The 13,226-nt window shown below is 32.6% G+C and carries 13 protein-coding genes and 5 pseudogenes; 9 read left to right on the forward strand and 9 right to left on the reverse strand.

Translation table 11 applies throughout. From position 1 onward, the window contains the following. Positions 1 to 33 precede the first annotated feature (33 nt). The 7 genes and pseudogenes from AC01GB_RS06875 to AC01GB_RS06905 form a co-directional block, all read right to left on the reverse strand. The gene (locus AC01GB_RS06875; protein WP_474451201.1) at positions 34 to 702 is read right to left on the reverse strand and encodes a fimbrial protein; all 669 of its coding nucleotides are present in this window, start codon (positions 700 to 702) and stop codon (positions 34 to 36) included. A gap of 55 nt (positions 703 to 757) precedes the next feature. Further along, entirely contained in the window at positions 758 to 1,003 is a 246-nt protein-coding gene (locus AC01GB_RS06880; RefSeq protein ID WP_474451203.1) for a hypothetical protein, read from the reverse strand. 14 nt (positions 1,004 to 1,017) lie between these two features. Further along, positions 1,018 to 1,245, reverse strand: a complete 228-nt coding sequence (locus AC01GB_RS06885) for a FimD/PapC C-terminal domain-containing protein (protein WP_474452341.1) — start codon at positions 1,243 to 1,245, stop codon at positions 1,018 to 1,020. Between the two features lie 90 nt (positions 1,246 to 1,335). Further along, positions 1,336 to 3,489 (reverse strand): annotated as a pseudogene (locus AC01GB_RS06890) (fimbria/pilus outer membrane usher protein); the annotation flags it as partial. Between the two features lie 68 nt (positions 3,490 to 3,557). Then, complete coding sequence (locus AC01GB_RS06895) at positions 3,558 to 3,680, reverse strand: hypothetical protein (RefSeq protein WP_474451204.1); 123 nt, start codon at positions 3,678 to 3,680, stop codon at positions 3,558 to 3,560. A gap of 11 nt (positions 3,681 to 3,691) precedes the next feature. Then, positions 3,692 to 4,252 carry a fimbrial biogenesis chaperone gene (locus AC01GB_RS06900; protein WP_474451205.1) on the reverse strand — a complete coding sequence of 187 codons (561 nt, stop codon included), beginning with the start codon at positions 4,250 to 4,252 and terminating at the stop codon, positions 3,692 to 3,694. Positions 4,253 to 4,303: 51 nt separating this feature from the next. Then, positions 4,304 to 4,892: pseudogene (locus tag AC01GB_RS06905) on the reverse strand (fimbrial protein). A gap of 879 nt (positions 4,893 to 5,771) precedes the next feature. Between AC01GB_RS06905 and AC01GB_RS06910 the strand changes: the two are divergent. The 3 genes and pseudogenes from AC01GB_RS06910 to AC01GB_RS06920 all read left to right on the forward strand — a co-directional run. Beyond that, positions 5,772 to 5,978: a beta/alpha barrel domain-containing protein gene (locus tag AC01GB_RS06910; protein ID WP_474451207.1), complete on the forward strand. Its 207-nt coding sequence runs from the start codon at positions 5,772 to 5,774 to the stop codon at positions 5,976 to 5,978. Next, the gene (eda, locus tag AC01GB_RS06915) at positions 5,975 to 6,406 is read left to right on the forward strand and encodes a bifunctional 4-hydroxy-2-oxoglutarate aldolase/2-dehydro-3-deoxy-phosphogluconate aldolase (protein ID WP_474452342.1); all 432 of its coding nucleotides are present in this window, start codon (positions 5,975 to 5,977) and stop codon (positions 6,404 to 6,406) included. Before AC01GB_RS06910 ends, eda begins: the two co-directional genes overlap by 4 nt. A 669-nt stretch (positions 6,407 to 7,075) precedes the next feature. Beyond that, a pseudogene (locus tag AC01GB_RS06920) lies at positions 7,076 to 7,732 on the forward strand (penicillin-binding transpeptidase domain-containing protein); the annotation flags it as partial. 90 nt (positions 7,733 to 7,822) lie between these two features. On the opposite strand, the gene AC01GB_RS06925 reads toward AC01GB_RS06920, so the two are convergent. Both AC01GB_RS06925 and AC01GB_RS06930 read right to left on the reverse strand, forming a co-directional pair. Further along, a complete protein-coding gene (locus AC01GB_RS06925) occupies positions 7,823 to 8,173 on the reverse strand; it encodes a metalloregulator ArsR/SmtB family transcription factor (RefSeq protein WP_290606571.1) in 351 nt (116 codons plus the stop codon). A 153-nt stretch (positions 8,174 to 8,326) separates the two neighbouring features. Further along, a pseudogene (locus tag AC01GB_RS06930) lies at positions 8,327 to 9,824 on the reverse strand (MFS transporter). A gap of 110 nt (positions 9,825 to 9,934) precedes the next feature. On the opposite strand from AC01GB_RS06930, the pseudogene AC01GB_RS06935 reads away from it, so the two are divergent. The 6 genes and pseudogenes from AC01GB_RS06935 (at position 9,935) to AC01GB_RS06960 (ending at position 13,198) form a co-directional block, all read left to right on the forward strand. After that, a pseudogene (locus AC01GB_RS06935) lies at positions 9,935 to 10,480 on the forward strand (TetR/AcrR family transcriptional regulator). A 498-nt stretch (positions 10,481 to 10,978) separates the two neighbouring features. Continuing rightward, entirely contained in the window at positions 10,979 to 11,287 is a 309-nt protein-coding gene (locus tag AC01GB_RS06940; protein WP_474451208.1) for a hypothetical protein, read from the forward strand. Beyond that, positions 11,274 to 11,504: a hypothetical protein gene (locus AC01GB_RS06945; RefSeq protein WP_474451209.1), complete on the forward strand. Its 231-nt coding sequence runs from the start codon at positions 11,274 to 11,276 to the stop codon at positions 11,502 to 11,504. The genes AC01GB_RS06940 and AC01GB_RS06945 overlap by 14 nt, the downstream gene beginning before the upstream one ends. Positions 11,505 to 12,208: 704 nt before the next feature. Next, positions 12,209 to 12,667 carry a hypothetical protein gene (locus AC01GB_RS06950; RefSeq protein WP_474451210.1) on the forward strand — a complete coding sequence of 153 codons (459 nt, stop codon included), beginning with the start codon at positions 12,209 to 12,211 and terminating at the stop codon, positions 12,665 to 12,667. A 34-nt stretch (positions 12,668 to 12,701) separates the two neighbouring features. Beyond that, positions 12,702 to 12,977: a hypothetical protein gene (locus AC01GB_RS06955; RefSeq protein ID WP_474451211.1), complete on the forward strand. Its 276-nt coding sequence runs from the start codon at positions 12,702 to 12,704 to the stop codon at positions 12,975 to 12,977. A 56-nt stretch (positions 12,978 to 13,033) separates the two neighbouring features. Next, positions 13,034 to 13,198 (forward strand): hypothetical protein, encoded by a 165-nt coding sequence (locus tag AC01GB_RS06960; RefSeq protein WP_474451212.1) that lies wholly within the window; start codon positions 13,034 to 13,036, stop codon positions 13,196 to 13,198. Positions 13,199 to 13,226: the final 28 nt, after the last annotated feature.

The following is a 13,226-nucleotide window of genomic DNA, read 5'->3' on the forward strand; positions in this document are numbered from 1 at the left end:
AATAAGCCGCCATGTCAATGGAAAACGAGGGAGCTATGCACTGTCAGCCGCAATATTAAAAATAGATGTCGCATTGCCTTGGACATTTTCACTGCTGGAAAATAGAATCGGTGATGATGTTTTATTCCTTTGCACAAGGCGAAATCCGACTCCTTTAGCACCTTCTTGGGTGGTATTTATTAACACTGTTTTATCGGCACTATGTAAATTATTGCTGGCCAAAAACATGGCAATATTTCGCGTCGTTTTATTGCCTGCTAAAAGATCGCTGCAGCTAAAATTGAGGGTAAAAGGCTGATAACCAGGCCGGTCAATATTTTTAATATTACTGATACTAACGATAGGCAAATTAACCACTAATCCTTTATTTGAAAAATCACAGGTAGTGGCAATAGGATTATATTTAATAGTAATCGGTTGAAGAAAAATATCATTTTCATCAACGGGCCATTGCCAGGTTAATAAAAATTCAACTAATTTTAGTACAATCCTAACTAACCACACAAAAATACCCAACGATGAAGCATCTGATACCAAGATAAAGGGTGAGATAACCGCAGTATCACCAGCCACTTCAGTATAATTACCACTTGGTTTACTCTTCAATAAGCTAAACTGTAAGGTGAAATTAGTATTCAAATTCGATGCAGGATGGGTACCTCTAGCTAAGTTGATTACGCGATCCTTTCCTAACGCAGTCATTGTAACCTAAACAAACTGCTTACCACCATGAAATCCTATTGTTGCTGTTCGACCATTAAATGGCGAGGCAATACCAATCCGCATTAGGAAAAAATAGCCCTGGGGAGCTACAGATAAATGTTCCTAGAAACGTGATTTTATCCGTTTTTGTTACTACCATTGATGCACTACTAAAATCAGCCGATAAATCATAATATAAACTCGGCACTGTGATAGTGCTGTTGGATTTACAATCGGCATAAACCAATTGACTGAAGGAACACGCTGATAATAATAAAAAATTTATTGCTAATTTATTCATCTTATTTTCCCCTGCTATTGGCAAATATTACGATTGATGTTCAAGGTATGAATGGGTTGCTGAATGGTACATTCTGTTTTACCTTCAATATTCAATTTGACATTCAATGATTGTGGTAACTGATCACTTTTTATATACAGCACACTTGACTGCCCAACATGACCAACAAATTCACCCTGACTATCAGTAACCTCGCTACCAAAAGGTAAATTGCTACCATCGGCAAAAGTCGCTTTTAACATATAAGTTTTTCGCTGATCGGTTTCTAATTTGATATGACTAACCGCCCCGTCATAGGGGATCACATGCGCTATATTGTCAGTAATTTCTGCACCTGAGGTCTGACTGGTATGAGAAAGGGTATAAACATTTGTACGATAAGGAGTGGCATTGGTTACTAATGCTAACCCCTGTTTATTGGTAAGCACCGTTCGATTATTATTAACGGTTAAATTCTCAGCCATTGGTGCTTCTAATACCGTTAATGTATTCGCTGTTTCACCGGAAGCAAGAATATGGTAGGGAAATACAACGATGGTTCCTCTGGCATTCAAACCTGACTGTCGATAATTATTAGCCTCACTATATGAAGCACCAATCATACTATAAGGGTTACGGTAATTTACACTACCACTAATTAAATTATTACCACCGGTCTGATTTGAAGCGGTTAACGTATAATCGATCAAATCATATTTACCCGCTGTCCCACTGACACTAATATTGGCCTGTTGATAGTTGGAATTTGTCAGGTAGACACCCGAATTGAGATAAGCATTACGACCAAATAGACTAATTGGAACACTGGCGCTGAGGTAATAACGGGTTTCTTCTTTTTGATCGGTATTTCTTACCCGTGAAACGGATAAGTTATAGGTAATATTTTTATAATTATTTGAGTAACCTATCTGATATTCTCGACTGCTGCCGCCAACATTCCAATAGTTTCTCAGCGTACCAGCCAAAAAAATAACACCATTATCTTTCCCCAGATGCTGATTTAAATTTAAATTAAATGTATTTCTGGCACGGGCACCCCGTAAGGCATCAAAAGTTGCCAAATCTAAATCTGATGGATTATTTTTAATCGTCGTTTGATATTTAAGCCATGCTTGATAATTATCATGGACATAAATGGAATCAACAAAACTATAATACGATAGGCCACTATAGTCAGATTGGTAGCAGTGGTTGATAAAAACTTACTATAAGCCAAGCGAAAACTTTGTCCTCGTTTGGTTCCTGTATCTAAATAAGCTGCAGCATGGGTCGCATCAACCGAAACAGCACCAAACGGAAAATTCCAGCCACTGCCAAGTATAATAGCAGCATAATCACGACTACCAATAAAGCCGGTATAAACGCTGACTGAATTATTGATACCATAATAGGCTTCTGCTTGAGCAAATTTCGGTTGAAAATGGGTATTGGTCATTTTTGCTTGCCCAGCCATCGGCTTCCTGCACAACAACGGAAAGATCGCCCGCTCCTCCTGCTGCACGTAGATCACTAAACTCGAACGCTCCAGGCGGAACGGTTTCTTGATAAATTAGATTTCCATTCTGATATACTTTTACTAACACATTGGTTTGAGCAACCCCTCTGACAATCGGCGTAAATTCTTGGTTGGAGTTAGGTAACATATTCATTTCCGTGGTTAATGCACCACCTCTAAAACGAATACTACTAAACAAGGCCGAGGGAGAATAAAAATCACCTAACATCAAATTTGAAGATATAGCGCTGAAAGAACGGCGTAAGTAGCGGGTATTATTTTGCCATTTATGATCACCACTGGAATAGTAAGAATAACTTGATTCATCTCGAAACTGCCAGGCACCCAAATTAATACCGGTACTTAAATTGGCAAAAAAAGCTTCATTACTCTGTTTACGATTTTTTTTTCTCTCGATAGTTATAATATAATTGGTATTATAAGAGAGAATAATTGCTGGGACACCATGGTCCCAATTCACTGGATCAACATAACCTATTTCCGATTTAACTAAAGAAATTTGCGGCACTGAAATATTTAATGCTAACTGATTAACATCTAAATAGTAGTTGATATCACTGACTAAATTATCTAACGAGACAGTCGTTTTTTGTTCAATCACCTGTTTTGTGTAAGATGAAAGTTTTAAACCTAATTTTTTAGCATCCTTAGCATCCTTAGCATCCTTAGCATCCTTAGCATCCTTAGCATCCTTAGCATCCTTAGCATCCTTAGCATCCTTAGCATCCTTAGCATCCTTAGCATCCTTAGCATCCTTAGCATCCTTAGCATCCTTAGCATCCTTAGCATCCTTAGCATCCTTAGCATCCTTAGCATCAATACTAATATTTTGATTTTTTTCGCCAATATTAACTTCAAATTGTTTACCTGGCGGAATTTCACTATTCTGATAAAAACGAGATATATCTCCTTGAGCTGATTTTCCTACTAGCAAAGAAGTATCAAACTCCTCTGCAAATAACTCCGGCATACAATCCAATATACCTAATAAAATTAAGCTATTATAAAGATAATATATTTTTTTCACGATTTATCTTCTTATTTAAGGTTAATATTTCTTATTTTATAGACGCCAAAGTCATCAACATAAGTTACGGTTAATTTATTATGCTTAACCTTATTTTGTAGCGGTAATTTAAAGTCTGATAATGGCGGGATCATCTTCGATTTTATCAGGCTTTTTTTGCCTCATTAATATGAATAATTTTTGCAATCGTGAAATAATATTTAGAATTATTTGTTACTATTAGATCATTATCCTCTAATTTATAACTTATTTTTTTATATAGATCTGCCGGAGGAATAATTAATTCCTTTGGCCGATAAAATAATTTAACTCTTGATTTAATTGCCAATTGCAAAACGCTTTTACCTTGGGTATTTTCTGGGTATGGTGGAATATCAAGAATATTTAAATAAAAAATGCTTTCTCTATTTTTAGGTAATTTATGCAATATCATTTTTATTTTTAATTGTTGTCCTTTTAGTCCCGCTACTTTTACAATAGGTGGAAAAACATAAAAAGGTGAATGACTCTTTTCTGGGGTAGAGTTTATATTGCCATCATCAACCCATGATTGTACTAATGCTGGTAATTTTCCATTATTTGTTAATTGTACCGTAACATTCCCTTTAGCTTCATAATAAATGATACGAGTCCCTTGCAGTACAATATTGGCTAATATATTTTTAGAAGAAATAATTAATATAATAAATAACAAAAATTTTTTCATAATAAATAGTCCGTTAAAAGCCAGACTCAAAAAGAGCCTGGTTAATGTTATTTACAAATAAGAGATGGTATAGATTAAGTTTGAATTCAATGGACCCGTTTTAGCAGGTTCCGCTCGCGTTTTATAATAACTAACGATAAATGTGAACTCGTCAGCTTATGGTGCTGTTTTATCTCCTTTTACTCCTGTATCAAAAGAGGTATTTAATGGAATAGCGGTCGTGGTAGCACTTAGGCTAGACAAACTAAAACCGACATTTTTTGCTACATTAGGATTATTTTCATCAACCGTATCATTCACTAAATATTGACCATCCGTTGATATCGTACTTGGTGATGAAAAATGGAATTTTAAATTACTGCCTGAACTTCCAACAGGCGCACAATCAGAAAACGTTAACTTAAATACTTTCTGATTTTTTTTGAACAACGGTAAATGCTGCTGTTTCTGCATCAGAAACAGAAATGGGATCTAATAATACAGTAAAGTTTGCACTTTCACCTCCATTAATTTTACAAGTAGTGTCACTTATAGCACCAACAACTGAAATTATTCCACCTGCTGAATTTGTCGCCGCTAATATATTCGACGAAAATAAAGTCGCAGATAATAGCAATAACGGGAGTATTTTCTTAAACATAATTAACTCCAAAAAATAAATTAATATTAGATGCCTCTATCTAACTTACAAGAAAGCTAAAGTTATATTTTATTTTTTGTGATTTATATCAAAGTAAATATTTTATTTAACAATCAATAAATAAAATAATTTTTATACTTAATAAATAAGTTAATTATTAAAAAATTAACTTAGATTTATGATAATGAAATAATTAAAAAGAAAAATATTACTCGAATTAATTACTGCTTTTGGTATACATTAGCAGATATTTTATCTAATTAATAAAATGAAATTTTTATTCCAGTCAAGATCTACACTTATCTAAATTAAAATTACCAAAAAATTGAAATTTTATGCTAAATTTCACACAAAAAATCCTTTATTTTTTCACGCAGATAAAAAATTAACATTTATTTTTATATTTCTATTTTTCAACAAAAAATAACTAAAAATAGATATAATTTTATATTCTTCTTTAATAAAAAATATAAAAATATTTATTAAAAAAGTAAGACTCATTAATAGAAAAAATATTAATAAATAATAAATTGTTATAAAGATATCTCGCATTTTTATTTTATATAATAAAAAAATTAGTATTAATAAAAAAATAACGTGGTAAAGTGATTTTTTAATATCAATTATAAATAAAAGATACAAACAGCGTGTTTAATGATAAAAATAAATTAACCGGTTATTTAAGTAACACGATTATTCTTTGCAACCATTAATCTTATTGAATAATCATCTCATCTAGCTAATGAAAATAGTGAAAAACGGTGTAAGCTAATGATTCTGTAATTAGTAAATATCGTTATTTAACATAAAAGTGCTATCATTCCAATTCAGCAACAAAAAGCATTACTCGCCAATTTCAACACTAAAGGAAGATTGATTATGCTCACACTGATAGATAAATTACGAAAATTTAAGATCATTCCGGTTATTACCATTGAACGAGCACAAGATATTGTTACCTTAGGCGAAGCATTAGTTAAAAACGGATTACCAGTAGCAGAAATAACGTTCCGTACGCCAGCAGCAGATGCGATTAAACTACTTAAAGAAGCGATGCCGAACAAAATTTTGATTGGTGATTGGTGATTGGTGCAGGCACCATTATCAATCGAGAACAGATTAGACAAGCCGAAGCGGTTGGCGCTGAATTTATCGTTTCACCAGGTTTAAGTTTAAACCCCGATACGATAAAAGCGTGTCATGAATTAGACATACCCATTATTCCCGGTATAAATAACCCAACCCAAATCGAGCAGGCCATGCAATTAGGTATTAATTGTGTCAAGTTTTTCCCTGCAGAGCCTTCTGGCGGGTTATCTATGCTCAAAGCACTGCTTGCACCCTATCCGAAATTAGAAATTTTGCCAACCGGTGGAATCAATCTAGAAAATATTGGTAATTATCTTGCTTTGCCACAAGTTATTGCTTGTGGAGGATCCTGGATGGTTAATAATAAATTAAAGCTAAAAATTGGGATACTATTGGCCAACTTACCCGCCAGGCAGTTAAGTTAGTTAAGTGATATTTAATTTCAGCTGTAATAAGGTCAACAGCTGGCCTTATTTTTCAATCTATTCACCCTTTAAACACCGCCGATATGCAAACGATCAATTATAACAAAGATGGCTTTGCAGTTAACAGACCAGATTATAAAAATGATATTGTTGATATATTTGATAACAGCGATAGCTATATTAAGGCAGTCACAACACTTATCAATGCTGATTCAAGCACCATGTTCTATTTTTCGTTAACCAAAAATTAAATAAACCATTAACTGCATTAACAAAAATAGTCAGCTACGACTTATTTTCATCGTGAGCACCAGCTTTTCTTTGTATGTTCAGTGTTACAGGTTTGATAGCGACTTTGTAAATTTTTTCTCTATTTTTTTACTTAATACTTGAGCGGTAATGATCAAATAATAAAAAGAAACGCTTCTAAAAATAAATAAAAACAGGTCCTATGTTTAGTATTAACCCTAACAAAAATATGATAGTGTCTATGGTACATATTATTTAAAGAATACAAAGATGAATAAAAAATTAGTTGTTATTATTTTACTATTTTTACCACTAATACTACTCAGGCAAATAACATTTCTAATGATAGTAATAACATCACCAAGCCGCTAAACAAGATAACGGAAAGTAACGTTTCTAGCGAAATAAAAAAAATTTTTTCAGCAGCAGCATATACGTGGTGTATTAACCATTTATGATGGCAAATCAATTAACAACTATGGCGACCAGATAAAACGTGCAGCAACCCAATATGTTCCTGCATCAACATTTAAAATTGTTAATGCCTTAATTGCTTTAAAAAATCAAAAAGTGACCGTTAACGAAATTTTTAAATGGGATGGACAGCCCAGATATCTTAGTAGTTGGAATAAAGATATGAATATGCAAGAAGCAATGAAATTATCCGCTGTCCTTGTCTATCAAGAGATTGCAAAACGTACGGGTCTGGCAATAATGAAAAAAGAACTTTATCGTTTGCACTACGGTAATAGTAAAATAGGCAATGATGTTACCAAATTTTGGTTAGACGGCCCATTAAAAATTAGCCCGCAAGAACAAGCCCAATTTATCTATAAGTTAGCCACTAAACAACTACCTATTGATAAAACCATTCAAAGTGAAGTAGCTAATATGCTACTAATCAAACAGACTGCCAATATTAATGGTGAGCGTACCGGCTGGTATGTTGGATGGGTGGAAAACGCTGACGGTAAAATAAAAACTTTTGCCCTTAATGTCGCGATCTCAGATGATAAAGCAGTGTCAAAATGCGAATCATTGACTTTACAGTGTTTAGCAAAATTAAAAATTATTTAAAAAATTACTAATCAGAATACTAAATTATTCTGATTAGTAACAAATAGATAAATAAAAGGTTGCTCACATTACACACTATTGCGTTTTATTCTAGAGTGAGAAATTAATACTCCGTGCAGGCAAGTTTTCTGGTATCAATTTTTTAGCCATTAAGTCGATTAGTTGGTGTTGATTTGACCATACAGACTCAATAATTTGCATAACCCATGGAGAAATCTGTGAAGAAAGTCGATAAAAAACCCATTTCCCTTCCTTACGATTTTGTAGCAACCCACTCTTTTTTAACATGGCTAAATGACGAGATATTTTAGTTTGGGGTTGCTCAAGTGCAATACAAAGATGATAAACACAAAGCTCCCCCATTTCTCGCAAAAGTACTACGATCCTAAATCTTGTTTCATCAGACAAATTTTTAAAAAACTGCAATGACTGTAACTCCATCTCTAATTTACCTCTAACCGGTTATATTTTCAGTAATAGAATGTTAGGATCAACTCACTATCCCTGAGATAGAACAACGCCAACAACTAGCTTTACAAAAAACAATCACTAAAACTTCTTGTAAGATCTAAAACAGCACAAAAATTCATATCATCATGATTTTTTGATTAAAGGGCGCAACATAAGTTGTAAAATCACAGTGCTAACTAACAATATGCAAACAATGGTAATAAAAACAACAACAAAATAAGTATCAAAGGCTTTACTCGCTTCCATTATCAATATCTGAGCCTGATCTTTATCCATCGTTGATCCCGTGCTTAATGCTTCATCGATACTGTCATAAACTCGCGCATCAATTGTTAGCTGTTCGGGAACAAAAAGAGTATAACTATAAATTGCCGTCATTATGCCGCCCAATATGGTAACGCCTAATACACTACCCAGATCATAAGCAACGTCTTCAATAAGAAGCTGCCAATACCGGACTTTTCATCAAGCGCATTGAGCATAATCGTGGTAGATGCAGCTGTAAATACCATTCCCATACCGATACCAATCATGAATAAATTAATCAACAACAAAGTAATAGCGCTCTGATAGAACAGGATAATCCCTATTACCCCAACCAGCGTTAATATAAAACGTACCACGGTCGTTAATCTCTCGCCAAAACGAGGTAACAGTAAACCGGTCAATGGTGATGCAAGCACGGAACCAATTGGTATTGGAAGGATACAAAGCGCAGCTTGTAATGGTGTGAAACCAAGTACTAACTGTAAGCGTTGACTAAAACTAATTCAATGCCAACAATTACACTCATAGTAATAACGGCGATAATTACTCCCGCTGAAAAGAATCGATTACTGAATAAAGAAAAATCAATCATCGGTTGCGATTGTTTGCGCTGGCGTAATACAAAAAACAGCATAAAGATGACGCCAATCAAGGCAGCAGCACAAAATTCAAGTAAAGAAAAATTGGATTTGCTTAACTCTTTTAATGCATAAATCAGCCCAACTAAACCGAGTAAAATTAATAATGAGCCTAAAAAATCAATAGCACGTTTGTTTGTTCCACCACAGCTTGGGATCAAACTCACTGAAAAAGGTAGCACCAACATAACAACAGTCACATTAATTAAAAATACCGATCCCCACCAAAAATATTCCAGTAATAAACCACCTACTAAAGGCCCAACCGCAGCGCCACCAGCAGCAACCGCTGACCAAATACCAATCGCTAGTGATCGTTCTTGAGGCTCAGTAAAAATATGACGAACAATTGATAAAGTTGCAGGCATCATCATCGCGGCACCTACCGCCAAAAAGACTCTAGCAGCAATCAAACTTTCTGCATTAAGCGAGAATGCAGCACAAAGTGAAGCTAACGCAAAAAGTGGTAAACCGCTGATCAGCATTTTTTTATGACCTATGCGATCACTAAGCATACCCGCGGCTGGCAATAATCCAGCAACCACCAATGGATAAGCATTGATAATCCACAATTTCTCAGATGCGTTGGCATGGAGTTCATGGGTTAAAGTAGGCAATGCTGTATAAAGCACTGTCATATCAATGACAATTAAGAAAAGAACACTAGAAATTAAAAGGAGCGCAATCCATCTGCGATTATCATGAGTATTAACCATAAAATATCTCTATTTAGAAAAAAATATGTAGTATGTTTATCTGACATAATGTTAACGTTAAGCTTACGATATTAATCCATACGTATGTATTTTAAAAGAGGTTTTATTTAATGAGGCGTCAAAGAAGTATAGATAGAGATAAGGTATTAGATGTAGCCAAAAATATTGTTCACCAACAGGGTGTCAGCGCACTGACTATCGATGCTGTGGCAAAAGCAATGGGAATTTCCAAAGGAGGGGTTCAGTATTGTTTCGGTAATAAAGAAGCGCTGATTGATGCAATGTTTGATCGCTGGGAAAAAGCCTACAATGAAATCTTTTTTCAACAACTTACGCAGGATAGTTCAGCCGAAAATCGTGTAATAGCGCACATGAAAGGAACCTAGCATTTTGAGCAAGCATCTAACACTAAAGGTGCAGGTTTAATGGCTGCATTACTGCAAACGCCAGAATATCTTAATAGTACTCGTGAGTGGTATCGTGAGCGTATCACTAAGTTAGATACTTCAACCGAAGTGGGGAAACGTGCTCGGCTTGTCTTTTTTGCCATAGAGGGGGCATTTATTTTACGTTCTTTTGGATTCATGAATATTGATCAGCAAAAGTGGGATGAAATTTTCACTGATATCGAAATGTTTTTATCAGCTAAAATATGAAAAATAAAAATTAAATACTATAAAGATAGAGAATATTTAAAGATGTATTTTGACGATCATATGTTTATTCAAACATATCTCTAAATATCCCAAAAATATAGTTAATTTGTCTATATATAATCATTATATATATTTAATTGATCTCTGATAATAAATATTGATAATATCCTATAGTCATATAAATTTAGGGAAAAGTTATGATTATAGAACGCGCTTTATCTACTGAACTAAAACTTATTAATAATAACATTAGGGATAAGCCATGTTGTAATACATTTAATTGAAGATCACAGAAAAGAAAAATCGAGGGCTCAATGTATTGCAATAACTAAAAATTTATTATCTTCCCTCAACAGTATTGAAAATCAGCAATCTGAAGAAAAATTAATATTCATATCTTTACCTAAAGGTGAAAGATTAAAATTAACACAAAGATTTTCTAATAACTAAAACAGATACGAAACTATTATCGAATATAAAAAATTTCGTGTTTTTCACTTGGATCAATATAATGAAAGTAAATCTTATGTTAATAAGACTTTTGAGGAAATAAAAAAACTTTTAGTGAGTGATATTTTGGCACATGAATATGATTATACTTATAAAGATGAATCTCTTTTGACTATAGCGAGAAATATAAAGAAAAAATTAGATGATAATATAAATAGTAAAGAACATAATGGCGTTGTGTTAAAAATAAATAATCCTAATGAACCAATAATATATAACCAAAAAAGTATTGGTGCTAAACTGAGAGAAACCTATCAAGAGGGCTATACTAGTTTATCTTTTATTGAAAAAAAATAATTTTACTAATAAAAAACATTTAATATTAGGTATTGTTTCCCCTTCTAAGCAAGTTTTTTTATTAAGCCCAGACAGCGGCGATGATAAAAATATTTATTACGATACCAATATAATATATGTTAAATTAAATTTAACTTCTAAAAATAAACTTGATAGCCGTGAAAAAAGAAATGAATTAATAAAAGAGTTTTATGAAAGCCTAATAACTAAATTATAAAATGTACCAGCTAATAGTGTATGTATTGAAAATATAATAAAATCCCTTTGCCCAACATGTAAAATTAGTACTATCACGCAAAATCTTAATAAAAAATAAAAGGTGGCATTTTTATAAAATATCAATCATGGCGTTTTAAAGCAAACTGATGTTATTGCTGATAGCAAACAATTACCGCAAAAATTAATTGCAACTAAAAAAAGTCACCCAGAAGCCTCTAGCATAACACATACATTAACAACAGCTTCATTGTCAAAAAAACAAAATTATAATGAGGCATTAAATCCATTTAGTGAATAATTTAAATAACAGTTTAATAATAGTAGATAATATTCTGTATCAAAGACAAAAATCTAACTGAATAAAAAATAATTAAAAACTTATCTTTTATTAAATGGTTTTTATTTTACTAATAAATATATTTTTGATTGTATTTACGAAAATAGATATAAAAATATTTTTAATTAAAAATAAAATTTATATTAAACATATAAATTTAACTTAATAAAATAACAAGCATAATAACCAATAATTATAATTTAACCAAATAATCGAATATAAAAAATTAAATCATTTTTATAATACATAATAATTTTACAATTCATATAATTTAGAAGATGTTAATAATTTTATTCTAAGTTTTTTCTGATTATATTAAATAATCAAAACCAACACTAAGGTTTGACTGATTTTTTGAGGATATTATGGATATAAACTTTTCTCTACCAAGAACAACATCATTAACAATTAGTGATAGCAAGTTTAATCAGATTTTTGGGGCTAATAGCTTAAATGAAGCAACCAAAATAAAAAACGTATCCGATTTTATTGATTCCATAATGGATTGGTTTAAAGGTGGCGTCAGACGCCAAAAAATAGAACAACTGTTTGAAACCACTAAAGATGTAAAAAATTCTGATGTTTCTAACCCTGAATCAGCTCGGTTGGAAAAATTTATCCAACTTAGAAAACTGGCACTTCCCAAACATTACAATCAATTTAAACTAGAAATTACCACAAAAGATGCCAATGACGACTGGGGATATAAATTAAAAGTAGGCAACTTTACCTTATATCAATGTGATAAAATTTATGAAAAAACAAAAAATATTAATGAGAGAGAACAATTAGCTGATTTTCAGCCAATATACAATCAAAAATGAGCCTTTCTTTATAAATATATTGCAACAAGCGAAAATGGATTTTTATGATCCAATAACCCAGGATGCTTCTTACCTAAGCGAACAAGAGCAAGCTATTGTTAATGAGAAACTTAGCGCAATTAAAGTTGGTGATAAAACACTTGATAGATTATGGGGGTTATCACTAAACCAACCCGGTGAATATTTTGATGATAATTTAACTTCCAATCTAATTAGTTCTCTTTCAAATGACAAAGCCTTGCGGGAAAAGTTTTATAATTTAGATCAGAATTTGATGATTCAGAATTTGAGTTTGATAAACCAGAAGTAGAGTTTGCTGATATAAGGTTACAATCTGATGATTTAGAATCAGATTTTGATGAAATAATGTCTGATAAACCGTTGTTTGAAGAATCCACTATCGACCAAAGTACTGTCGTCAAGCCAGATTCAAGCGATGAATCTGAAGAAGATTTGTCAGTTAAAGATTATTCAACTAACAAAAATCTCTATGACTTAACATTTATTAACGAGATTGATGATGTTAAATAACATATCAATTCAAACCCGTTCTTACAGT

It is taken from the genome of Candidatus Arsenophonus phytopathogenicus, assembly GCF_056113345.1.